Annotated in this window: 20 protein-coding genes and 1 pseudogene; 16 read left to right on the forward strand and 5 right to left on the reverse strand. The window is 69.8% G+C overall.

Annotated elements, in window-relative coordinates:
• Positions 1-137 precede the first annotated feature (137 nt).
• On the reverse strand, positions 138-863 hold the full coding sequence (locus ACFXI3_RS27350) for a class I SAM-dependent methyltransferase (RefSeq protein ID WP_378403236.1): 726 nt from the start codon (positions 861-863) through the stop codon (positions 138-140).
• A gap of 83 nt (positions 864-946) precedes the next feature.
• Between ACFXI3_RS27350 and ACFXI3_RS27355 the strand changes: the two genes are divergently transcribed.
• Positions 947-2,146, forward strand: coding sequence for a sensor histidine kinase (locus ACFXI3_RS27355; RefSeq protein WP_378403237.1), 1,200 nt, complete (start codon positions 947-949; stop codon positions 2,144-2,146).
• The gene (locus tag ACFXI3_RS27360; RefSeq protein WP_378403239.1) at positions 2,143-2,790 is read left to right on the forward strand and encodes a response regulator; all 648 of its coding nucleotides are present in this window, start codon (positions 2,143-2,145) and stop codon (positions 2,788-2,790) included. The genes ACFXI3_RS27355 and ACFXI3_RS27360 overlap by 4 nt, the downstream gene beginning before the upstream one ends.
• Here ACFXI3_RS27360 and ACFXI3_RS27365 read toward each other — a convergent pair.
• Positions 2,774-4,453, reverse strand: coding sequence for a GGDEF domain-containing protein (locus tag ACFXI3_RS27365; RefSeq protein WP_378403241.1), 1,680 nt, complete (start codon positions 4,451-4,453; stop codon positions 2,774-2,776). The genes ACFXI3_RS27360 and ACFXI3_RS27365 overlap by 17 nt on opposite strands.
• 144 nt (positions 4,454-4,597) lie before the next feature.
• Positions 4,598-5,704, reverse strand: a complete 1,107-nt coding sequence (locus ACFXI3_RS27370; RefSeq protein ID WP_378403243.1) for a lycopene cyclase family protein — start codon at positions 5,702-5,704, stop codon at positions 4,598-4,600.
• A gap of 38 nt (positions 5,705-5,742) precedes the next feature.
• Between ACFXI3_RS27370 and ACFXI3_RS27375 the strand changes: the two genes are divergently transcribed.
• From ACFXI3_RS27375 to ACFXI3_RS27415, 9 genes and pseudogenes are all read left to right on the forward strand, one after another.
• Positions 5,743-7,305, forward strand: coding sequence for a dGTP triphosphohydrolase (locus ACFXI3_RS27375; protein WP_344267176.1), 1,563 nt, complete (start codon positions 5,743-5,745; stop codon positions 7,303-7,305).
• Between the two features lie 41 nt (positions 7,306-7,346).
• Entirely contained in the window at positions 7,347-7,838 is a 492-nt protein-coding gene (locus ACFXI3_RS27380; RefSeq protein WP_378403245.1) for a GNAT family N-acetyltransferase, read from the forward strand.
• Positions 7,835-8,266: a hypothetical protein gene (locus ACFXI3_RS27385; protein WP_378403247.1), complete on the forward strand. Its 432-nt coding sequence runs from the start codon at positions 7,835-7,837 to the stop codon at positions 8,264-8,266. Before ACFXI3_RS27380 ends, ACFXI3_RS27385 begins: the two co-directional genes overlap by 4 nt.
• A 46-nt stretch (positions 8,267-8,312) precedes the next feature.
• Positions 8,313-9,026 (forward strand): barstar family protein, encoded by a 714-nt coding sequence (locus tag ACFXI3_RS27390; protein ID WP_378403249.1) that lies wholly within the window; start codon positions 8,313-8,315, stop codon positions 9,024-9,026.
• Positions 9,027-9,294: 268 nt separating this feature from the next.
• Positions 9,295-12,102, forward strand: a complete 2,808-nt coding sequence (locus ACFXI3_RS27395) for a S8 family serine peptidase (RefSeq protein WP_378403251.1) — start codon at positions 9,295-9,297, stop codon at positions 12,100-12,102.
• 50 nt (positions 12,103-12,152) lie between these two features.
• Entirely contained in the window at positions 12,153-12,830 is a 678-nt protein-coding gene (locus ACFXI3_RS27400; protein ID WP_378403253.1) for an acVLRF1 family peptidyl-tRNA hydrolase, read from the forward strand.
• A 158-nt stretch (positions 12,831-12,988) separates the two neighbouring features.
• Positions 12,989-13,576, forward strand: a pseudogene (locus ACFXI3_RS27405) (ATP-binding cassette domain-containing protein); the annotation flags it as partial.
• A 123-nt stretch (positions 13,577-13,699) separates the two neighbouring features.
• Positions 13,700-14,626 (forward strand): ABC-F family ATP-binding cassette domain-containing protein, encoded by a 927-nt coding sequence (locus ACFXI3_RS27410; protein ID WP_370648251.1) that lies wholly within the window; start codon positions 13,700-13,702, stop codon positions 14,624-14,626.
• 179 nt (positions 14,627-14,805) lie between these two features.
• Complete coding sequence (locus ACFXI3_RS27415) at positions 14,806-15,015, forward strand: helix-turn-helix domain-containing protein (RefSeq protein ID WP_003071237.1); 210 nt, start codon at positions 14,806-14,808, stop codon at positions 15,013-15,015.
• Here ACFXI3_RS27415 and ACFXI3_RS27420 read toward each other — a convergent pair.
• Entirely contained in the window at positions 15,002-16,312 is a 1,311-nt protein-coding gene (locus tag ACFXI3_RS27420) for a glycosyltransferase 87 family protein (protein ID WP_378403330.1), read from the reverse strand. The two genes, ACFXI3_RS27415 and ACFXI3_RS27420, sit on opposite strands and share 14 nt — an antisense overlap.
• A gap of 245 nt (positions 16,313-16,557) precedes the next feature.
• Between ACFXI3_RS27420 and ACFXI3_RS27425 the strand changes: the two genes are divergently transcribed.
• On the forward strand, positions 16,558-18,423 hold the full coding sequence (locus ACFXI3_RS27425) for an ABC transporter ATP-binding protein (RefSeq protein ID WP_378403255.1): 1,866 nt from the start codon (positions 16,558-16,560) through the stop codon (positions 18,421-18,423).
• A 453-nt stretch (positions 18,424-18,876) separates the two neighbouring features.
• Here ACFXI3_RS27425 and ACFXI3_RS27430 read toward each other — a convergent pair whose 3' ends face one another.
• Positions 18,877-19,605, reverse strand: a complete 729-nt coding sequence (locus ACFXI3_RS27430; RefSeq protein ID WP_344267139.1) for a sugar isomerase domain-containing protein — start codon at positions 19,603-19,605, stop codon at positions 18,877-18,879.
• A 66-nt stretch (positions 19,606-19,671) separates the two neighbouring features.
• Between ACFXI3_RS27430 and ACFXI3_RS27435 the strand changes: the two genes are divergently transcribed.
• The 4 genes from ACFXI3_RS27435 to ACFXI3_RS27450 all read left to right on the forward strand — a co-directional run bounded on the left by ACFXI3_RS27435 (position 19,672) and on the right by ACFXI3_RS27450 (position 23,661).
• Complete coding sequence (locus tag ACFXI3_RS27435; protein WP_344267136.1) at positions 19,672-20,412, forward strand: alpha/beta fold hydrolase; 741 nt, start codon at positions 19,672-19,674, stop codon at positions 20,410-20,412.
• An 89-nt stretch (positions 20,413-20,501) separates the two neighbouring features.
• Positions 20,502-21,755: a class I SAM-dependent methyltransferase gene (locus tag ACFXI3_RS27440; RefSeq protein WP_378403258.1), complete on the forward strand. Its 1,254-nt coding sequence runs from the start codon at positions 20,502-20,504 to the stop codon at positions 21,753-21,755.
• Between the two features lie 113 nt (positions 21,756-21,868).
• Positions 21,869-23,062, forward strand: a complete 1,194-nt coding sequence (locus tag ACFXI3_RS27445) for an LCP family protein (RefSeq protein ID WP_344267131.1) — start codon at positions 21,869-21,871, stop codon at positions 23,060-23,062.
• Between the two features lie 74 nt (positions 23,063-23,136).
• Positions 23,137-23,661, forward strand: a complete 525-nt coding sequence (locus tag ACFXI3_RS27450) for a GNAT family N-acetyltransferase (RefSeq protein WP_378403260.1) — start codon at positions 23,137-23,139, stop codon at positions 23,659-23,661.
• Positions 23,662-23,683 lie beyond the last annotated feature (22 nt).

Consider the following 23,683-nt stretch of genomic DNA (forward strand, 5'->3'; position numbering starts at 1 on the left):
GCCTATGACCCTGCGACCTTGCTGAAGTCCGTGAGGGGAACCCTGAGGGACTCTGAGTCCCTCAGGGTTCCCCTCACGGACGCTTGGCCCGGATCCTCCGGTCTGGGCAAACCTCGGCAGCAGCACTCACGGCGCCCCTACTCCGCTTGCAGCACGAAGAACAGAAAACTCGGGCTCACGCACAGCATCCGGTAATCCTCCGGGAACAACTCCTCCGCCTCCGGCACCGGTTTCGGCTCGCTGAGCACCGAAATCCGGAACCCGCCAGCGGTGAACGCGTCGGTCATCGCGTGCAGCGGACGGTTCCAGAAGCTCATCGGCGTCGTGCGGCCGTCGACCTCCCAGTCCTCAGTCCACTCGTAAGTCGCCGAATAATCGGTCTTCTGCCCGGCTTGGCGCTGCAGCAGGTGGATCGCGTAGGGATGGTCGACCACTACGATCAGCCGTCCGCCGGGCTTGAGGATGCGGTGGAACTCGGCAAGCGTCGGGCCCCAGTCCTCCAGGTAGTGCAGCACCAGCGAGGCGACGACGTCGTCGAACGCGTTGTCCGCGTAGGGGAGCGGCTCGGCGACATCGGCGACTCGCAGGTCCACGTCAGGGCCGAGCCGCTGGCGGGCGATCTCGAGCATGCCGCTGCTGAGGTCGAATCCGGACACCTCCGCGCCGCGTTCGCGCAGCGCGACGGTCAGTGGCCCGGCACCGCAGCCCGCGTCGAGAATCCGCCGCCCGGCTACGTCCCCGGCCAGCGCGAGCACGGCGGGCCGCTCGTAGTAGGCGTTCTGGATTTCGGTGTCCGACATGGCGGTGTAGCTCTCGGCCAGCAGGTCGTAATCGTTGACGACGGCGCTTTCTTCCGGAGGCATGCGACCCACCGTGCCAGAAAATCGGCCGCGGGGTCCCGCCCTGGAGGGAGGCGCCCGCCGGGGCCGCCTGTCAGGATTGGCGGGTGCGTTTCCTCCGTCCGCTGGTCAGCGGGGTCACCTATCGCCGGTGGGTGTACCTGATTCTCGGCGCGGCGCTCAGCGTGCCGTACCTGCTTCTCGCGATGATCGCGATGCCGTCGCTGATGCCGTTCACCACGACGGTGGGCTGGGCGAGCCTCGCCGGATTCGTCGTGACGCTCGCCGTGCTGGCCGCGACCGCGTTCCTGCCCGCGGTGCGAGTGCTGGAGGCGGCGGCGGTTCGGGAACTGCTCGCCCAGCCCGCGCCAGGACGCGGCAGGCTGCGGTGCGCGGTGATGTTCGTGCTGCACGTCGGGTCCGGGCTGGTCATCGGGCTCGCGACGCTCGCGGTGCCTGCCGGATTCGGGTTCGCGATCAACGCGGTATTCACCGGTCGGCTTGTCGACACGCCGGATTTCCAGCTGACGGTTCCGCGCGGCTGGGCTTCGGCGTGGCTGCCCGCCGCGTTCGTGGTGGCTTTCGTCGTGCTGATCTACGTCGTGTGGGGCGTCGGCGGACTGCTGCGGCGCGCGGCGGCCCGGTTGCTCGGCTGGTCCGCCGCCGAACGCATCGCGCAGCTCGAACGCCGTACCGACCTGCTCGCCGAACGCACCCGGCTCGCGCGCGAACTCCACGATTCCGTCGGCCACGCGCTCTCCGTGGTCACCCTTCAAGCCGGAGCCGCGCGGCGGACGCTGCACACTGATCCCGGTTTCACCGAGGAAGCGCTCACCGCGATCGAGGAATCGGCCCGTACCGCGCTCGACGACCTCGACCACGTGCTCGGCCTGCTCCGCGACGAGGCCCGCGACCGGACGCCGCACGCGGGTCTCGCCAACCTGCCCGCGCTGATCACCGTGACGCAGCAGTCCGGCACGGATTGCCGCTACGAGGTTCAGGGCGATGTCGCCGCTGTGCCGGCGGTGGTTTCCCGCGAGGTGTACCGGATCCTGCAGGAATGCCTCACCAACGCGGTGCGGTACGCGGGGAAGGTGCCGGTCAGCGTCGCGCTGGCGGTGGCGGACGGGCAGTTGCGGGCCGCGGTCGCGAATCCGCTCGGCTCGGCCCGGCCGTCGCGCGCCCGGGGCGGCCGCGGTCTGCGAGGCATGGCGGAGCGGGCGGAACTGGTGGGTGGCAAGCTGTCGGCGGGACCGGTGGGCGAAAACTGGGAGGTCGTGGTGACGGTGCCGTGGGGGAACCGGTGAGTGTGCGAGTCCTGCTGGTGGACGACGAGCGGCTGATCCGGGCCGGGCTGCGCGCGATCGTGGACAGCGAACCGGACCTGACCGTGGTCGGCGAGGCCTCCGACGGCGCCGAGGTGCCCGGGCTGGTCGCGCGACTGCGGCCGGACGTCGTGCTGATGGACGTGCGGATGCCCGCCGTGGACGGGATTCGCGCGACCGAACATCTGCTGTCCACTATGGACGAACCGCCGAAGGTGATCGTGGTGACCACCTTCGAGAACGACGACTACGTGTACGACGCTTTGCTTGCCGGGGCCAGTGGATTCCTGCTGAAACGCGCTCGCCCGGAGGAGATCGTCGCCGGGATCCGGACAGTGCTGGCGGGCGATTCGCTGCTGTTTCCCGCCGCGATCCGGGGAATGGCCGCGCGCCGTTCTCCGGCGCTTTCGGTGGCACCGCTGGATTTCCTGACCGAACGAGAACGCGACGTCCTGCGGCTGATGGCGGCCGGACTGTCCAATGGGGAGATTGCCGCGGAGCTGTATCTGGGGCTGCAGACGGTGAAAACGCACGTCGGGAACGTGCTGTCGAAGCTGGGCGCGCGGGACCGGACGCAGGCGGTGATCCGGGCTTACGAATCGGGCTTCGTCACGCCGACCGGCTGATGGCGACGTCCCGGCCGATGCCGCGCAGCACCTCGACCCGGTCGCTGCCGGGACGGCTGAGGACCCAACTCGATCCGGGCACTGCCTTGGCGCGTTTCTTCAGGGGCGCGAGCAGCCGGGAAGCGTCCCGATAGGACGGAATCGTCCCGCTGCCGCACACGAGCGTCGCCAGCGACACCGTGACCGGCATGCCTTCAGCGGACCAGTGCGTGTCCAGCAAAGCCGCGGCGACCGTGCCGATCTCGTCCACATCGCACACGATCAGGAAGTCGTCCCCGCCCACGTGGCTCACGCGCATCCGCGGCAGCCGCCGGGCAAGGTCGGTGAGCGTCTCGCCGAGAGCACGGATCAAATCGTCGCCAGCGGCGAAACCGGCGTTGTCGTTGACCGACTTGAACGCGTCGACATCCAGCCACGCCGCCACGAATTGCTCGCCGCTGGCGATGCGGCGTTCGACGTCGCGCGCCGACGCCTCGCTGCCCGGCAGCCGGGTGAGCGGGCTGAGCGTCACCGCCTCCTCGACCTTCGCCTCGGCGACACCGCGCACGACCTCGGTCACCAGCACCACGCCGAGACAATGCCCGGAAGCGTCGACCACCACGACGTCGTCGCCGGTGCGGCCCCAGTCGGCGTCGGTGACCAGTTCCAGGAACTCCAGTGCGCTCGCGCCCGCTTCGATCAGGTGCGGTTTGTCCGCCAGCCTTGCCGCGGAACGCTTCGCGTGCAACGCATGCCCGTACGGACCGGTGATGGTCACGAGGAAGCGCGTCCGGTCGACTGACCACTGTGGACGGTTGTCCGCGTCGACGCCGACCACGCCGCTCGGCGCGTCCGCGGCGGCGAGCACCTCGCGGACGTCGTCGCAGGTCGCGTCGACCGGCAAGGTGGTGGCCGGGCGCAGGAAATCGCCGACGCGCGGGGCCTGCGGCGGCGCGGGCGAGCGGCGGTCCTCCGGGACGACCGCGCCGGCGGCGGGCGCGGACCGGTGCGCGGCGGGCGGCGCGAGCAGGTTGCCCTGCGCGATCCGGACGCCCAGGTTCTGCGCGGCGTCGAGCTGCGACTCGGTCTCGATCCCGGTCGCGACCAGCCGGGTGTTCATGCGCGTCGTGAAGTGCAGCAGCGCCTCGACCACCGCCGTCGACGCCGGATCGCCGGGCAGGCCGCGCAGCACGCTGCGGTCGAGTTTCACCAGGTCCACGGGGGACTGCGCGAGCAGCGCCAGCGGAAGATCGCCGCGGCCGAGACCGTCGAGCGCGAGCCGGAAGCCCTGTTCGGTGAGCGCGCGCATGCCGTCGAGCAGGCGGCCGGTGGGCAGATGCGTGAACGGCGGGCCGACCTCGAGCACCACGTCGCGGGTGCGCCGCCCGGCCGCGCCGAGTTCGGCGATCAGCTCGTCGAACGCCTCCAGCGGCGACGCGAGCGTGCGCGCGGAAAGGTTGAGGTGCAGCGGGAGCGCGCTGGGCCGCTCGGCTTCCTGGCGCACCGCGGCGGCGGCCAGCCCGAGGTCGACCTCGGTGAGCTTGCCCTCGCGACGAGCCTCGGCGAGCAGTTCGTGCGCCGTGCCCCGGCCCGGCCGGGCCAGCGCTTCGTACGCGACGACCCCGCCGGTGTGCAGGCTGTACATCGGCTGGAAGGCGAATCGGACCGCTCGCAGCGTCGTCACGGACGCGATACTGGCATCGCCCGAGGCCGCTGCGAAACCGTTGTCAGCTGATGTTCACCGGCACGGCACTTTGGCCACCGGATCGGACTAACAAAATGCTTTCCCGTTCCCTCGATCGGGAAGGGGAAAATTCCCGGCACGCCGTCAGCCGAGCAACCTCCGGCGGATCCCGGCCGGAGCCGTGCGAAACAGGTTTGCCATGGTCGCGGCGGTGCCCGGGAGGTCGGCGCGGCCCGAGGTGAACGCGCGCTGCGCCGGGACCGGAAGATCGAAGAACAGATCGAAAAATTGCGCCGACTGGGCAGGTGACATTCCGCACAATGCACGGAGTCCGTGGCGGCGCAAGGCATGCACAGCGCGCGCTTCGGCCGGCCACAATGCCTTCCGGGCCGCGTGAGCCGCTGCCGCTGGACCCGCGTCGAACGAGTCCGCGAGAGCCTCCGCGACGCGAGGCGCGAGCTGCAAGGCGGTCGCGAGGCTGTAGCCGGTCGCCGGGTGCACGAGCCCGCCCGCGACCCCGAACGGCACCGCCTGGCCGCGTTTCGGCAGCGGGACGTCGAGCACGATCCGCACCCGCTCGACCCGGCCCGCGGGACGGATTCCGGCGGCCGCGAGACGCGCGTGCAGCCGCTGGGCGAGTTCGGCCACCGGAAGCCCTGGCTTGCGGGCCAGGGACGTCTCCTCGGCCAGTACCGAGCCGTCGCCGAGGGGCAGCAGGTAGCGGAAGCTGTCCGTGCCGTCGCGCCAGTCCATGAACACCGCGGTGTCGGCCGGGGCCAGCCGCTCGGCCTGATCCGCGGGCAGCACGAGCCCGTACGCGGTCTGCTCGGCACGCGGGCCACGCAGCTTGGGCGCACCGGACGCGTCGATGAACACCGCGGCCGCCAGCCGCCGACCGTCGGCGAGCAGGACGGTCGAACCGTGCGGACCGTGTTCCGCGCCGGTCGCCTTGCCCACGATGACCTGAACCTTCGGTTCAGTCAGCCACTCGCGCAGCCCGGCGTTGTCGAGCACCCGATACTCCCGGTCGACGCGATGCTCGCGGGTGCCGTACGCCAGCGTCGTCGCGGGAGCCGCCGCGATCGCCTTCGACGGCAGCTCAGGGACTTCGTCCGCCCACAGTCCGTAAGTGTTCGGCCACTTTCGGTGCGGATCCGGGTCGAGCACGGACGTTTCCAGCCCTCGCCGGGCGCACGCGGCCGCCAGCGCCCGTCCGGCCGGGCCGCCGCCCGCCACCAGCACGTCGGTCATCCCGCAATCCTGCCGGACGGGCGGATACGGTGGGACACATGGACGAGACCGATCCGAGGGCAGCGCGCCGGGACCCGGCGAACGGGGCAGGCGGGTTCACCGATCTGGCGACCAGCCCGTTCCGCGTCGACCGCGACCGGATCACCGCGTCGCCGTTCTTCGCGCGGCTCGGCGGGGTCACCCAGGTGGTCAGCGCGGGCGGGGCCGGGCTGCTGCACAACCGGCTGACGCACAGCCTGAAGGTCGCGCAGGTCGCGCGCGGGATCGCGGAGCGGATCACCGGGTCGAGCGAGTCGGCCGAACTGGCCGCGAAACTCGGCGGCTGCGACCCGGACGCGTGCGAGGCCGCCGCGCTCGCGCACGACCTCGGGCACCCGCCGTTCGGGCACCTCGGCGAGCAGACCCTGGACCGCATCGCGCGGCACCGGTTCGGCCTCGCCGACGGCTTCGAGGGCAACGCGCAGTCCTTTCGCATCATTACCACGACGGACGTGCGCGGCCCGTCCGCCATCGGACTGGACCTGACCACCGCGGTCCGCGCCGCGGTCCTGAAGTACCCGTGGGCGCGCCTGCACTACCCGCAACCGCATCCGACCGCGATGCCGAGGCCGCCCCGCGGCGCCGACGAACCCGACGACGCTCCCGGCACCGGCGCGAGCAAGTTTTCCGCCTATGTCACGGAATTGGACGATTTCGAACAGGCGCGGGCCCCGTTCGCCGGCCGGATCGAGCCGTGGCAGCAGACGGTGGAAGCGTCCGTTATGGACACTGCGGACGACATCGCGTACGCGATCCACGACCTGCAGGATTTCCACCGCATCGGCGTCCTGCAACACGCGCCCGTCGCCGCCGAACTGGGGGAGTGGCTGGCCCACGCCGTCGAACTGGCCTCTTTGGACGATGCCCGGCTGACCGCGGAAATCCGCCGCCCGGGCCGCTCCCTGGAGCGGATGCGCCGCCGAATGCACCTGAAGGACAGCTGGATCGTGGACGACGACGCCTTCGCCGCGGCTGTCGCACGAGTCCAGCGCGAACTCGTCGACGGCCTGCTCGCGGACGGCTTCGACGGCTCGACGGAAGCCGAACAAGCGACCGCCGCGTTCTCCGCGAACTGGATGGCGCGGCTGGTGGACGGCGTTTTCGTCCTGTCGTCGCCCCCGACGCGGTCCGGCCACGTCTCGCTGCGGCCCGCGCAGTGGCACGAGGTGCAGGTTCTCAAGTTCGTCCACCGGCGATTTGTGTTGCTGCGCCCCGATCTCGCCCTGCATCAGCGCGGTCAGGCCAGTCTGGTGACGACGTTGGTCGACGCGCTCGACGCCTGGCTCCTGGACCGCGACGAGGCCTCCCGCTTGCCGCGACGGCTGCACGACCTGATGGAGCTGGCGCACGGCGAGTACTCGGACCTGGCCCGGACCGCGCCGGAGCTGCTCGTCGGCGCGACCGGCGAGCGAATCGAAGGCGCGGACGCCGTGCGCGGCTTGGCCAGGGGCCGGGCGGTCGTGGACTTCGTGGCTTCGCTGACGGACAAACAAGCGGTGACGCTGCTGGACGCGTTGTCGGGGCGGTCGAGCCAGCCTTGGTCGGATTCCTTTGTGCTGTAATCAGGTTGCGGTGCCGGGTGTCTGATGAGGACAGTAGGCAGATGTCTTTGGTGATCCGGGAAGCCGGTGCCGACGATTGGCCGGGGATCTGGCCGATCGTCCGGGACGTGGTGACCGAGCAGCAGACGTTCGCCTACGACCCGGCCATGAGCGAACCGGACGCTCGCCTGCTGTGGCTGGTGCCCGCTCCGGCGCGGGTGGTGGTGGCTGTTGACGGGGATCGGGTGCTGGGCACGGCGAACATGTACGCCAACCGGCCGGGGCCGGGGAGCCATGTCGCTTCGGGGAGTTTGATGGTCTCCCGGGACGCGCGCGGGTCGGGCGTGGGGCGGGCGTTGGTGGTCGACATGATCGCGTGGGCGCGGCGGGCTGGGTTCGCGGCGGTGCAGTTCAACGCGGTGGTGGAGACCAATGTGCGGGCGATCCGGCTGTACGAGAGTTTGGGGTTTGTGACGCTGGGGGTAGCGCCGGGGGCGTTCCAGCATCCGGTGGAGGGGCGGGTCGGGTTGCGCATTATGTGGCTCGAGTTGTGACTCGTTTCGGGGAGGGTTTCGACCTCGGTGCCCGGCTGCCGGGTCAGGTCTTCCGGGAACCCCAAGGGGATTCGCTGTTCTGCGAGTACGACGCGGTGCCTGCCGAGGCGGACGAGGATGGATACTGGACCGCGATCGGGCATGCGTCCCCCGACGAATTCCTGGACTCGATCGCCGTGTCGGCGGACGTCATCGCGGTGACGGGCCCGTCCGGGAGGTGGGGCTGCTGGGGCGAACGCGGCCCCGAGTCGGCGGTCTTCCAAGGCTTCCCGGACGCCGCCGCCCGCGACGGATGGTGCGAGCGGTTCGGCCCGTTCCTGGACGCGGCGGGAGCAGTAGAGTCGTACGGGTGGATGGCGTTCGGCGGGCGGGGGCCGGTTCCGGACGAGTACGCGGCTGCGCTGGCAGAGAACTACGGGGCCGGGTGAACGGCGCGCCTTGAGCGGCCAGGAAACAGGAAGCGGGAGATCTCGGATGCCGTTGTATCGGGTCGTCTCCGAGGAAGACCAGCCGGACTTCGTGCTCGCCTTCGAGTCGCTGTCCGGATTCTTCGTCGACGAGCCGACCGCGGAAAAGGCGCTCCTCGAAGGCATTGGCCGCGCGGCCGATGCCCCGTCAGTGACTGTGGACGATGCGGTCATCGAGGTGCTCGGCGATTCCGGAAAAGCGATCGGCGAGTACTACCTCGGCCGTCTCGAACTGCGGCCGAAGAACATTTCCCGGGCGCCCGACGGGTCGATCAGCCTCGAAGTCCGGTGGGGTGGCGTGCCGTATCCCCACGCGCAGGAGATCTGGGCGCGATGGAGCCGCGGCTCGATCCTGCCTCGCGAGTGGATGCAGTACCCCACAGCTCAGCACCGCGACTGGATGCACGTCGTGCAAAACGCGTGGTTCACCTCAGGAAAGAACGCGCTGCGATACGGCACCGGCGACATCGTCATCGACGGGCGAGGCCTGTCGTCGGAGGCTTCGTTCTATTGCGCCATCGGCGAGGCGGCGAACGGCCCAGGCGGTTACTTCGGCAGCAACTTGGACGCACTCGAAGACTGTCTCCGGAACGGATCTGTATCAGGGCACCGCTATTCGGTGGTCTGGAATGCCGTCGAAACCTCCCGCCGGGTCCTGGGCGAGGACTTCGTGACCGCGGTCATGGAAATCTTCGGCGAGAACCGAGTCGCAGTGCGCTGACCGGCGAATCCGATGCCCGGCCGCGCAGACGAGAGACGGCAGGCTCGGCCGAACGGCCTACGACGTCCGGCGGGCAACGGATATTGCCTGACCAACGTCACCCCAACGGCCGTTTTTCCCGGACAGAAGTGGTACTTAGCTGGATCCAGCCGGTGATCACCGGCGTTGGCCAGCGTGAGTCGGGGCACGCGGTGTGAGATCGGAGGCGCACGTGCGTCGTACCCGTTCACCTAGAGCCTCGACAAGGACCGCCAGAAGACGGACGGGCGTGGTCGCCGCGGCGGTGCTCGCCGCCGGGCTGGCGACACCGCCCATCGCCGGCGCGCAGGAGTCCACTGTGGACGCCACTGCGAAAAGTCAGATCGCGGCATTGCAGGCAGTCAAAGCAGGACAGGCCGCGACTGAGTCCAAAATAGACAGCAAACTGCTCGTCCAGGAGAAGATGCGCACGCGGAGCCTGAGCGCTGCCGCGTTGCCGGGAATCGCCAAGACCGCGGACAAAGCACTCGTCGACATCCGCGTCACGAAGGTCAGCGACGGGCTCGTCAACGACCTGCGCAAGGCCGGAGCCGAGGTGCGCGCGGTGTCGAGCACGGCGGCGAGCATCCGCGCCGAGGTGCCGTTGACCGCCTTGCCGGAGATCGCGCAGCGTAGCGACGTGAAGCACGTCGAGACCGCGGATCAGGCGATGACGGCGCGGCAGCGGGAAAACACCAAGGACGACAAGGAAACCAAGCAGCAGAAGGCTGACCGGATCGATCGGCAGCTCAAGGAAGCGATCGGAACCACAACGCAGGTCGTCAGCGCGGGCGACCGGGCGCACAACGCGGACGTCGCGCGCCAGCAGTTCGGCGTGACCGGCACCGGCGTAAAAGCGTGCGCGCTGTCCGACGGGGTTGATTCGCTTGAGGTTTCCCGCACCAAGGGCGAGCTTCCGGCAGTCGACGTCCTGACCGGACAAGCCGGCAGCGGCGACGAGGGCACGGCGATGCTGGAGATCATCCACGACCTCGCCCCGAACGCGAAGCTCGGTTTCGCCACGGCATTCACCTCCGACGCGAGTTTCGCCGACAACATCCGCAAGCTGCGATTCGAAGCGCATTGCGACGTCATCGTCGACGACGTCATCTACTTCAAGGAATCCCCGTTCCAGGACTGGATCATCGCGCAAGCGGTGAACGACGTGACGGCCGACGGCGCGCTCTACTTCTCCTCCGCGGGCAACGAGGGCAACGTCGCCGACGGCACCGCAGCACACTGGGAAGGCGACTTCGTCGATTCCGGAACCTCGATCGGCAAGTACGCCGGTACGGCGCACAACTTCGCGGGCGCGGCCGGAAAGCAGGTCTTCGAGCCGATCTCGGACGCGTCGTCGGCCAACATTCCGGTGACGCTGCACTGGTCCGACCCGATCGGCGCGGCCGCCGACGACTACGACCTTTACCTCCTCGACGCGCGCGGCAACGTCGTGAGCTTCAGCCAGGACGTCCAGAACGGCACCCAGGACCCGTACGAGCAACTGGCCACTCCGCTGTTCGGCGGAACAGGACTGCGGCTCGCCGTGGTGAAGTTCTCCGGGGCCGGCCGGTATCTCTCGCTGACCGCGTTCGGCAGCCGGTTCCGCGACTCCGCGGACGGGCTCAAGGCGTACTCCACGCCGGGCGCGGTCGTCGGCCACGCCGCGGCGCGCAAGGCGTTCGCGGTCGCCGCGGCACCGGCCGAGAAGGCGTTCGGACGGCCGCTCGAACCGGGCGACCCGGCGAACCCGACCGGCCCGTATCCGGCGGCGTATTCCGCTGCCAGCAAGGCCGAACGGTTCAGTTCGGATGGTCCGCGACGCGTGTTCTACGAAGCCAACGGAACGCCGATCACGCCGGGCAACGTGTCCTCGACCGGCGGAGAAGTCCGGCAGAAGCCGGAAATCACCGCGGCGGACGGCGTGCACACCTCGGTGAGCGGGTTCGACCCGTTCTTCGGCACCTCGGCCGCCGCGCCGCACGCGGCAGCGATCGCGAGCCTGGTGCTGTCCGGCAACCCTGGACTGTCCTCTTCGGACATTCGCGAGGCCTTCCTCAAGACCGCCGTGGACATCGAAGCGCCCGGCACGGACAACCTCACCGGTGCCGGAGTGTTGTTGGCGGACAAGGTTTTGGCGTACACCGGAGCCAGCCCGCAGCCGTACGCGGAAGCCGGGCAGCCGACGGTTCGCGGCCCCAACGGCGGCAGCACGCTCAACCCCGGTGACACCGCGACCGTCACGCTGCCGGTGAAGAACAACGGCGACGGCACGGCGGTGTCCACGAGCGTCGTGCTCACTTCACCGACCCCGGGCGTCACGATCGAGCCGCGGGCGAAGTCGTACGGCACGATCAGCCCGGGACAGACCGGAATCAACGACTTCACCGTCACGGTTCCGGCCAGCCAGCAGCTCGGCTCGCCAGTGGTGCTCAACGCGAAGGTGAGTTTCGCAGGCTCGTACTCGCCGCGCACCAGCACGTATTCGCTGTCCGTCGGCACGCCGTCGCCCGTTTCGCAGGCGTTCGCCTACGGCGGTCCGGCGGTCGCGATTCCGGACAACTCGCCGCTCGGCGCGTCGGTTCCGCTCGTGGTGAGCGGCGTCGGACCGGCGTCGAAGGTGTCGCTCTCGATTGACGGCAGCACCTGCACCACCGCGGAGAAGGCGACCACGGTCGGCATCGACCACACCTACGTCAACGACCTGGTCGGCACGCTGACCTCGCCGTCCGGCGCGACGGCGACGCTGTTCCAGAAGGGCGGCGGCAGCGGCAACAACCTCTGCCAGGTGGTGTTCGACGATTCCGCGACCAAGCTGTTCAGTTCGACCGGGTCCGCGGACGCGCCGTTCACCGGCACCTACCGCCCGGTCACGCCGCAGACCCAGGCAGGTACGTCGGCGGACGGCACGTGGACGTTCAAGGTCGTCGACACCACCGGCGGCGACACCGGTTCGATCCGCAGCGTTTCGCTGCACGTCAACGGGTACGTCGCGGCCGGGCATCCGGCGGACGTGCACAAGACGGTGACGACGGGGCCGGTGCGGCCTCAGCTCGCCTGAGAAGGATGCGGGGCCGTCGCGGTGCGCGGCGGCCCCGTACCGTTTCCGGCATGGCACGGCAGGTCGCAGGCGGCGGACGCGCGGTGGAAGTCCCGCCCGAACGGCTCGACGGCTGGTTCGCGCGCTTCGCCGAACGCAACGATGGCGTGCGCGCCACGCTTCTCGCCGCGACCGAAGTGCGAATCGCCGCGGAGAACGGCACCACGGCCACCGCGACTGTCCCGTTTGGACCGTTGCCGACCCAGGGCGAGTACCCCGGGCTGGCCGTCGAACCACTGATCCGGCACGCACAAACGCCAAGACTGATCGCGCTGCTGCTGGTCCGCAAAGGCGGCCATTCGCTCGGACTCGCCTACGACGGCCGCGTGGTCCTCTCAAGAACCGACCGGCACCACGTGCAAGGCCGAACCGCGGCGGGCGGCTGGTCGCAGCAACGCTTCGCGCGCCGCCGCGAAGGCCAGACCCGGGCCGCCTTGCACTCGGCCGCCCAGGACGCGTACGAAGTCCTGCTTCCGAGACTGTCCGAAGTGGACGCTGTGGTGCTCGGCGGAGACCGCCGGGCGCTCGACGAACTGCGCACCGACCGCAGGATCGCCAAGCTGTTCGACCGGGCGGAGCCGCGCGTGCTGGAGATCCCCGAACCGCGGCGCGAGGTGCTGGCCGAAGCGGCGCAGCGGGCGCGCGCCGTGGAGCTGGTGGTGAGGGATCCGACAGCAGGGCCTGAGTGAATCCGGACACGGCCGCGAAAACCGTTCGACGCCGACCCGTACACTGGGCTCGTGGTCATCAGGGCATTCGTGCGGATTCAGAGAGAATAACCGCCCGCCCCGCATCGCACGCGGTGCCGGGGCGCTCCAGCACGTCCATCTGACCGCCCCCGTCTCCGGGAGTTCTCTTGATCACGGCCACCGGCCTTGAGCTGCGCGCCGGTTCGCGCATCCTGCTCAACGGCGCCACCCTCCGCATCCAGCCCGGCGACCGCATCGGCCTCGTCGGCCGCAACGGCGCCGGCAAGACCACCTCGCTCAAAGTCCTCGCGGGCGAGGGCGAACCGCACGCCGGCGACGTCCGCCGCAGCGGCGAACTCGGCTACCTGCCGCAGGACCCGCGTGAGGGCGACCTGTCGGTCACCGCGAAGGACCGCGTGCTGTCCGCGCGCGGCCTCGACACCCTGCTGCGCGACATGGAAAAAGCCCAGACCGCGATGTCCGAGCTGGTCGACGACAAGCAGCGGGACAAGGCGATCAACCGCTACGCGCGGCTCGAAGAGCGGTTCTCCTCGCTCGGCGGGTACGCCGCGGAGAGCGAGGCGGCGCGGATCTGCTCGAACCTGGGCCTTGCCGACCGCATCCTCGCCCAGACGCTGAGCACGCTGTCGGGCGGTCAGCGCCGCCGCGTCGAGCTGGCGCGGATCCTGTTCGCCGCCGCCGAGGCGGGCGCGGGCGGCAAATCCGAGACGATCCTGCTGCTGGACGAGCCGACCAACCACCTCGACGCCGACTCGATCAACTGGCTGCGCGGCTTCCTCAAGCAGCACGACGGCGGCCTCGTGGTGATCAGCCACGACGTCGAACTGCTCGGCGACGTCGTGAACAAGGTGTGGTTCCTCGACGCCACGCGCGGCGAGATCGACATCTACAACATGAGCTGGCAGCGCTACCTCGACGCGCGCGCCACCGACGAGAAGCGCCGCCGCCGCGAGCGCGCCAACGCCGAGAAGAAGGCGTCCGCGCTGCAGGCGCAGGCCGCGAAGCTCGGCGCGAAGGCGACCAAGGCCGTCGCGGCCAAGAACATGGCCCGGCGCGCGGAGCAGATGCTCTCCTCGCTCGACGAGACGCGCCAGGCGGACAAGGTCGCCCGGATCAAGTTCCCGGAGCCGGCCTCGTGCGGGCGCACGCCGCTGACCGCGGACGGATTGTCCAAGTCGTACGGTTCGCTCGAGATCTTCACCGGCGTCGATCTGGCGATCGACCGCGGCTCGAAGGTCGTGGTGCTCGGATTGAACGGCGCCGGAAAGACGACATTGCTCCGGTTGCTCGGCGGAATGGAAACGCCGGACACCGGATCCGTCGAACCGGGTCACGGATTGCGTTTGGGCTATTACGCACAGGAACACGAAACTCTCGACCACGAAGCGTCGGTGTGGGAAAACATCCGCCATCTCGCGCCGGACACCGGCGCGCAGGAGCTGCGGAACCTGCTCGGCTCCTTCCTGTTCACCGGCGAACAGCTCGACCAGCCCGCCGGAACGCTGTCCGGCGGCGAGAAGACCCGGCTCGCACTCGCTGGACTCGTGTCCAGCCAAGCCAATGTGCTGCTGCTGGACGAACCGACGAACAACCTGGACCCGGCCAGCCGCGCACAGGTTCTCGACGCGCTGCGCAGCTTCGCCGGCGCCGTCGTGCTGGTGACGCACGACCCGGGCGCGGTCGAGGCGCTCGAACCCGAGCGCGTGATCCTGCTTCCGGACGGAACCGAGGACCACTGGTCCGCGGATTATCTTGAACTTGTCCAGCTTGCCTGACCGAGTGCGTCCGTTCGGGTGCTTACCGTGTCGGGCAAAGCACTGGAATGGCCCAATGTGATCGCGGTTTCGATCGTTTTACGGCTGTCGTCTGGCAATCCGGCGCGTAGTGTTCGATCATTGCCCCGGCAGGGGCCGCGAATGGCCCGGAACAACCACTCGGCGGGAAGGCGATCGACGTGGCTGATCTCAAGAAAGGCGCGCGGATCACCGGCAACACGCGCGACAAGCTGGCCGCTGACCTGAAGAAGAAATACGAGAAGGGCTCGAGCATCCGGGCGCTGGCCGAATCCACCGGACGGTCCTACGGGTTCGTCCACCGGGTGCTGTCGGAGTCCGGGGTCCAGCTGCGGGGGCGCGGCGGGGCCACGCGGGTCAAGAAGAAGTAGCGTCAGCGCGGCCGTTGCGCGGGGGGCGCGCGGTCGGTCCGGAGTCCCGGAAGGTCAGCGCGGCGCCGAGGAGTACCAGCGGGTACACCAGGTAGCCGTACCGGGTGGCCGGAGTGAGAAGGATCAACGCGCCGAGTCCGACGGCGGTTCGCGTCAGCGCAGCGGATCCCGTCGCGGGGGGCCGGCGTGCCAGCCAGATCAGCATCGCCACTGCCGCAAGACCCACCAGCACCAGGGAAATCGCGGTGCCCGCGGGTACGAACTGCGTGATCAGATGCCCGGGCAGCGGGCTCGCCGCGGGGGAGCGGACCGCGCCCATGCCGAGCGGGAAGCGGATCACGTGCTCGGTGAACGCGGCCGGGTTCGCCAGATACACCGGCAGATGCAGCGCGATCGTCGTCGCGGCCAGCGCGCCCGCGAAGCGACCCGTTGCGGCCCAAGGATTTTCGCCGCGCGCGCGCCGGTAAACGAAGACCGCGAGCACCGCGGCCGCGGGCGCGACGATGAGTTTCGCGCTGATCACCAGCGCCAGCACGAAACCAGTCCACCCTGGACGGTCGGACGCGGCGAGCGCGAACGTCAGCACGAGCAGGCCGACGATCGCGAGGTCCGGACCGGCTACCGCCCAGGTCAGCGCGGTGAGCGGACAGGCGATCGCGAGCTGTGCGGCGAAAACCGGGACGCGGGGCCGGTTCAGCAGCCGCCAGGACGCGTACGCGCAGAGCACCGCGGCGAGCGCGAACATCCAGCGCGCGTCGGTCAGTGCATTGAGGACCGGATTGCCGCCGAACAACGCGCGCGGCAGCCCGAAGACGGTCATCACCGGGCCGTACGGGGTGTAGTCGTTCACTTGCGGTGCGCGCCCGAGCGAGGCGAGGTCGACGTAAGGAGTTCCGTGCCGCAGCAACAGATCCGCGCTGCGTTCGATCACCCACACCTCGGGCTGCGCGGCCCAGGAGAACGGGGTGATCAGCCAGTCCGTTCCGGTCAGCCTGCGGATCACGAGCATCAGCAACGGCGCGCACATCGCGAGCACGACAACCGTGCCGATTCCGATCCAGCGGGACCCGAATTTGCCGTCAGTTTGCATTCCGCGGCGCGCGGAAATCGTCAGCCAGGCGCTGTGCGCGGCGGCCAATCCGTATCCGGCGACGGCGAAATTGCCCCAGATCCGGTAGCCGTAGAACTCCGAAGCGAGTGCGGTGCCGAGCGCGAAGGCGAAGCAGCCGAGATAAAAGACGAGATCCCACGCGACGACGCGCACGGGATGAGCCGTTCCGGCCCGCGCGGGGGCCATCAGCAGTTGCACCCGCGTTTCCTCCCCGGTTCGCCGACCCCGAAACGCCAGGCTACCGAGCCCCGCCGCCTCGGCCCGCACCGCCCGGGCCCAGGTCCGTGCGGGGAACTTCGAGGGAATCGGAGTCCGTGCGGGTTCCCCTCGCGGACATCGGGAAGAATGCCGGGCGTCCCGGTGTTGTGCAGGTCATCTCCGGAAAAAAGTTCAACTAATCTAGAGGTTTTCACGAGCTGGGGGACACTCCAATGGACAACACTTGGGCGCTGCTGAGCTCCGCGATGCGGGCGGGCGACGCGCCGAAAGCGCTGACCCGGGGCACGGTCCGCCGGGTCGCGCGGTTCGCCCGGCCGCACTGGGTGCGGCTGCTGGCCTTCCTGGTGCTCACGGTGATCTCGGCGGTGCTCGCCGTGACGACGCCGGTGCTCGCGGGCAAGGTGGTCGACGCGATCGTCGGCGGGCACGAGCTGAACGTGGTGATCTGGCTGTCGGTGGTGATCGCGGTGCTGGCGATCCTCGACGCGGGGCTCGGCCTCGCCGAACGCTGGCAGTCGGCGCGGATCGGCGAGGGCATCATCCTCGACCTGCGGGTCGCGGTGTTCGAGCACGTGCAGAAGCTGCCGATCGCGTTCTTCACCCGCACCCGCACCGGTGCGCTGGTCAGCAGGCTCAACAACGACGTGATCGGCGCGCAGCGCACCTTCACCGCGACTTTGTCCGGTTTGGTCACCAACGTGATCCAGCTGGTGCTGTCGCTGATCGTGATGGTGTCGCTCTCGTGGCAGGTCACGCTCGTCGCGCTGGTGTTGTTGCCGATTTTCGTACTGCCCGCCCGGCGGCTCGGCCGTCGCATGGCCGGACTGCAGCGCGAGGCCGCTCAGCTCAACGCCGGGATGACCACGCAGATGACCGAACGGTTCTCCGCGCCGGGCGCCACGCTGGTGAAGCTGTTCGGCCGGCCCCGCCAGGAGGTCGCCGACTTCGGCCTCCGTGCCGGACGCGTGCGCGACATCGGCGTGCGCACCGCGATGCTGACGCGCTGGTTCATGACGAGCCTGACGCTCGTGTCCGCGCTCGCGCAGGCGCTCGTCTACGGCCTCGGCGGCTACCTGGCGCTCACCGGGAAGCTCGAGCCGGGCACCGTGGTGGCGCTGGCGCTGCTGCTGACCCGGCTGTACACGCCGCTGACCGCGCTTGCGAATGTGCGCGTGGACGTGATGACCGCGCTGGTGTCGTTCGAGCGGGTCTTCGAGGTGCTTGACCTGGAGCCGATGATCAAGGAGCCCGCCGAGCCGAAGAAGCTGCCCGAGGGCGGCGTTTCGGTCGAGTTCTCCGACGTCCGGTTCGGCTACCCGGCGGCGGACAAGTTCTCGCTCGCCTCGCTGGAGGACGTGGCCACTTTGGACAGCCGGGGCGGCGAGGAGGTGCTGCACGGCGTCAGCTTCCGCGCCGAGGCCGGGCAGATGGTCGCGCTGGTCGGTTCGTCCGGCGCGGGAAAGTCGACGATCGCTTCGCTGCTGCCGCGGCTGTACGACGTGGACGCCGGTTCGGTCCGGCTGTCCGATGTGGACGTCAAGGAGCTGAGTTTCGCTTCGCTGCGCGAGACAGTCGGCGTGGTGACCCAGGACGGGCACCTGTTCCACGACACGATCCGGGCCAACCTGAGCTACGCGCGCCCGGACGTCGCGGACGAGGAGATCTGGGCCGCGCTGGAGAAGGCCCGGCTGGGCGATCTGGTGCACTCGCTGCCGGACGGACTGGACACGACCGTCGGCGAACGCGGCTACCGGCTCTCCGGCGGCGAACGGCAGCGGCTCACCATCGCGCGGTTGCTGATCGCGCAGCCGAAGGTCGTGGTGCTGGACGAGGCGACCGCGCACCTGGATTCGGAATCCGAGGCCGCGGTGGGCGAAGCGCTCACCGGAGCGCTGGAAGGCCGGACGTCGCTGGTGATCGCGCACCGGCTGTCGACCGTGCGGGCGGCGGATCTGATTCTGGTGGTGGAGAACGGCGACATCGTGGAACGCGGCACGCACGAAGAGCTGCTGGCGCAGGATGGCCGGTACGCGGAGCTGTACCACACGCAGTTCTCGGAAGAACCTGCTGCGGCCTGACCCGGGCACGGAACGGCCCCAATGTGGCATTGGGTGCATGCGACGCACCGAACGCCACATTGGGTGCGTCTGGCGCACCCAATGCCACATTGAGGTTTCTCAGTGGTGCGGTGTGTGGCGGGTTCGTTGTAGCGGTGGCTAGCCGGGCCGTTGTGGCTCCGTTCCTGGCGAAAGTCCGTGAGGGGAACCCTGAGGGACTCTGAGTCCCTCAGGGTTCCCCTCACGGACCTCGGCATCACGCGTCAGGGCGGCCGTGCGACGCGAGAACCCCGCGCAAAACCGGGGTCTCCCCCGCAGGGCTGCGCGGTGGCATGCGGCGCGGGGCCGCTGGCAGCTGCGGCGACGCGGTCAACCCTCGCCACGCCGCTCTCCGCTCCCGCAGACGTCCTTCACGGACCTACTCAAGGCCCACTGCTGGAACAACCTCATTGGGGCGCATGGAGCGGACGTCTCTCAGCGCAGGGCGGGAACCCGAGGCTCGTACTTGGCCAGCAGCGCCGCGTTCGCCGCGTCGCCACCCTCCACATTGGAACTGCGCCACAGCGGAACGTCGAGCCCTTCGGCGGTGCCCCGGTCGTAAACCTCGGCCAGGATCAGGTTCCACAGAAACGCATTGACCACAGTGGACAGCGGCCCGGTGCGCGGCGCGGAAGCCGGATAGCTGGCGTCGCCGGGAATCACCAGCGAATCCAGCACCACACTGCCTTCCTCGACCAGCGTCGTGGGAGACCGGCGCGGCGCGGCGGCGACGCAGGCCCGCGACGTCACGGCGATCACCGCGGCGCCCCGGCGGCGTGCGCCGGCTGCCAGTTCGACCGGGTACGGATTCACGCCGGACGTGGAGAACACGACCAGCACGTCGTCCGGCCCGGGCGCGCGTTCGGCCAGCACCTCTTCGGCGAGCCCGGAGCGGCGCTCGGTGCGCGTGCTGTGCTGCGCGCCGTGCAGCGGCAGCAGTTCCGGGTGGTACACCGGATACACGCAGGCGAGCCCGCCCGCGCGGTAGAACGTCTCGGCGACCGCCGCGAGCGAGTGCCCGGCGCCGGCGGTGAAGACCAGCGCGTCGGCCCGGATCACCCCCAGCAGCAGGTCCGCGGCGGCGGACACCTGCGCGGCGTTGGCCTCCGCTGCCGCCGCAAGCTGGTCCGAAGTGCTCTTCACGAGATCCGTGGCGCTCACCACACCTGCCCTTCCTCGCGGGTCCGGGCACCGAATCTATCGGGTGGACACGCTTCGCGGTGGATTACCGTGGAGTTGATCGAAGTGGGGGTGCCGGTGAACGGGAAACGGCAAGGCGGCCGGACGGATCCGGCCGTGCGGGTGTGGCGGGCCCCCGGGCAGACCCGCGCGGTCGCGCTCGTGTTGCACGGCGGGGCCGAACGCAGCACCGCGGTCGTTCAGCCGTGGCGGCTGGCGTATCAGCGAATGGTGCCGCTGGCCCGTTCGCTGCACCGGGCCGGAAAGCGGCACGGGCTGGAAGTCCGGCTGATGCGGAACCGGCTGTACGGCTGGAACGACCGGCTGGAAAGCCCGGTGCCCGACGCCCGCTGGGCCCTGGAACAAATCCGGGCCGACCATCCCGGGCTCCCGGTGGTCCTCGTCGGCCATTCCATGGGCGGCCGCGTCGCGCTGCGGGTCGCCGACGATCCGGCGGTGACCGGGGTGTGCGCGATGGCCCCGTGGACGCCGCAGGGCGAGCCGGTGGACGCCGTCGCGGGCCGCGCGGTGCTGATCGCGCACGGCACCCGCGACCGGATGACCTCGCCCGCCGAGTCCTACGCCTTCGCCGCGCGCGCCCGCGAGGTCACCGACCTGGTGGCGCGGTTCGAGATCGCCGGGGAAGGCCATTCGATGCTGCGCCGTCCCGCGGTCTGGACCCGGCTGATGTGTGCTTTCACACTGGACCGGATCGGAGTGGGCGAGACGGACGAGACTCTCCGTCAGGCCTGGTCCCGCCCCTCCGGCGACCGGCTGCGCATCCCGGGGTAACCGGAATTCGCGGCCCGGTCGCGAGGGCGACGGGGACGAAGCGGGAATATCATGGGGAAGGGCTCGAAAGCCCGTTCGGAGGGAGTGTCTTGTCCACGTCACGAGTCGATCCGACAGTGGTCTCGCAGCCGGTGCCCGACGAATCCCGATGGCCCGGTCTCGCCACGCCGCCGCACTCGCCGTTGCGGGCGCGCGCGGCCGAGGCGCTGTTCCGGCACGCGGTGAAATCGCTGGACGTGCGCGTCACGTTCCCGGACGGCACCGTGCTCGGCGCGGGCGGCCCGGACGCGCCGGAGATGCGCATCCACCGGCCCGCGGCGTTCTTCCACCGGCTCGGCGCCGACGCGAAGATCGGCTTCGGCGAGGCGTACCTGGTCGGCGACTGGACGGCGGACGACCTGGCCGGCGTCCTCACGCCGTTCGCCGAGCGGCTGGCCACGTTGGTGCCGCCGTTCCTGCAGCGCTTCCGCCGGATCGCCGAGCGGATGCAGCCGTCCGAGGAAGAGAACACCGTCGAGGGCGCGCGGTCGAACATCCACCGGCACTACGACCTGTCGAACGACCTGTTCAGCGCGTTCCTGGACGAGTCGATGATGTACTCCTCGGCGCTGTTCGGCCCCGGGGACACGCTCACCCAGGCGCAGCACCGCAAGCTCGACAGCGTGCTCGACTACGCCGGCGTGCGCCAAGGCAGCGAGGTGCTGGAGATCGGCACCGGATGGGGCGAGCTGTCCATCCGCGCGGCCTCGCGCGGCGCGAAGGTCACGTCGCTGACCATCTCGAAGGAGCAGAAAGTGCTCGCCGACGCCCGGATCGCCGAGGCGGGCCTTTCCGACCGCGTCGACGTGCGGCTGTGCGACTACCGCGAGGCCACCGGCGAGTACGACTCGGTGGTCAGCGTCGAGATGATCGAGGCGGTCGGCGCGTCCTACTGGCCGACGTTCTTCTCCACGATCGGCAAGCGCTTGCGCCCCGGCGGGCAGTTCGGCCTGCAGGCGATCACCATGGACCACGACCGGATGCTGGCCTCGGCCAAGTCCTACACGTGGATCCACAAGTACGTCTTCCCCGGCGGCATCATCCCGTCGGTGCAGGCGATCGAGGACGGGATGCGGGAGAACACGCGGCTGAAACTGGCCGGGATGCGCGAGTTCGGCCAGGACTACGCCCGCACGCTCAAGCTGTGGCGAGACCGCTTCCAGCAGCGCTGGGACGACATCCGCGGCTTCGGGTTCGACGACGTGTTCCGGCGGATGTGGGAGTTCTATCTCGCCTACTCCGAGGCCGGGTTCCGGTCGGGGCATCTGAAGGTCCACCAGTTCGGGTTCGCCGACCCGCGCTGAGGCCGCCTCTCCCTTCCGGGACAACCCGCGTAGGGTCCCGCACGTCCAACGCAGGAGGGCCGCGCAGGACACTGTGCGGCCACGCGCACCCACCGGATCGGGGAGACAGGCCCATGACGTACGGAGGCGACGACGGCAGGCGGCGGATGCCGCCCAGGCCACCGCAGCCCCCCGCACGCCCGCGCCAGCAGCAGCGGGCGCAGATGATGCCGCTGCCGGGCAGAGGGCAGAGCCCCTACGACGCCCGCACCCGGCCGATGGGCGCGCGCGGCGAGGCCCCGCCCCCGCCGCCGGGGCCGCCGCGGCAGGACCCGCCGGAGTACGGAGGCCAGCAGCCGCGGCCGCGCCGTCGCCGCCGGTGGAGCGTCGGCAAGATCCTGATGACGCTGCTCATCGTGTTCGTGCTGTTCCTCGCCGGGGTCTGGGCGTATCTGGAGTTCACCATCAACCGGGTGGACGCGATCGGCGACTACTCGGGGCGCCCGGCCGCGGCGTCGGGCACGAACTGGCTGATCGTCGGGTCGGACAGCCGCCAGGGCCTGTCCGCCGCGGACGAGGAGCGCCTGGCCACCGGTGACTCGGGCGAGGCGGGCGGGCAGCGCACCGACACCATCATGATCGCGCACATCCCGGACAATTCGACCAAACCGACGCTGCTGAGCCTGCCGCGCGACTCGCAGGTGAAGATCCCCGGCCACGGCACGAGCAAGATCAACGCCGCGTTCGCGCTCGGCGGGCCGAAACTGCTGGTCCAGACGGTCGAACAGGCCACCGGGCTGCGCATGGACCACTACGCGGAGATCGGCTTCGGCGGCTTCGCGAACATCGTCGACGCGATCGGCGGCGTCGACATGTGCATCGACAAGGACATGAACGACCCGATGACCGGCATCGACATCAAGGCGGGCTGCCAGAAGCTCGACGGCCGCTCGGCGCTCGGCTTCGTCCGGATGCGGCACGCCGACGCGACGCCGCGCTCGGACCTCGACCGGGTGGCGAACCAGCGCAAGTTCATCGGGGCGCTGGTGAGCCAGATCGCCAGCCCCGGGACCCTGCTGAATCCGTTCGACTTCTTCCCGCTGCTGGGCTCCGCGCCGGACGCGCTGACCATGGACACCGGCGACCACGTGCACAACCTGGTGGGCCTGGCGATCGCGATGCGCGGCATTTCCTCCGACGGCGTCACGACCACGACGATGCCGATCACCGACGCGTCGGCGCAGCACTGGGACAAGAAGAAGTCCGGGCAGCTGTTCGACGCGCTGAAGAACGACACCGAGGTGCCGCCGGACGTCGTGATGCACTGACTGGGCTTGTGAAACGGCGGCAGCTTCGCGAAATTCGCGAGCCTGCCGCCGTTTCTGCTGTCAGGATGGCTCGCATGGACACTCTCACCGACGGTGTGGTCACCCTCGTTCGCTGGCGCCCGGAGCATCGTGACGCACAGGTGGCCGCCGTCGTGGGATCCCTGGACCACCTGTCCGCGTGGATGCCCTGGGCGATCGACGGCTACGACGAGGCCAAGGGAGACGAGTTCCTGACGCGCGTGGCCTCGCAATGGGAGAGCGGCGAGGAATACAACTACGCGATCTGCACGCCGGATCACGAACTCGCGGGCAGCTGCGGCTTGATGCGCCGCGGCGACGGGTGGGAGATCGGGTACTGGCTCGCGAAAACCCAGACTGGCAAGGGTTTCGTGACGCGGGCGAGTGCGTTGCTGGTGGATCTGGCTTGGCGGCTGGACGCCGCGCATGTGTTGATCAAGCACGATTCGGAGAACGCCCGCAGCGGCGCGGTACCGGCTCGGCTGGGCTTTTCCCAGGTAGGGGAGGAGAAGACCGAGGGGCGGATTCCGTCGGCTTGCAGCGGGGTGAATGTGGTGTGGCGGCTCGAACGGCCGAGGTGACCGTCGTCCGCCGGGGGATTCG

The sequence above is a fragment of the Amycolatopsis sp. NPDC059235 genome (genome assembly GCF_042754125.1).
GTDB lineage: Bacteria > Actinomycetota > Actinomycetes > Mycobacteriales > Pseudonocardiaceae > Amycolatopsis > Amycolatopsis albidoflava.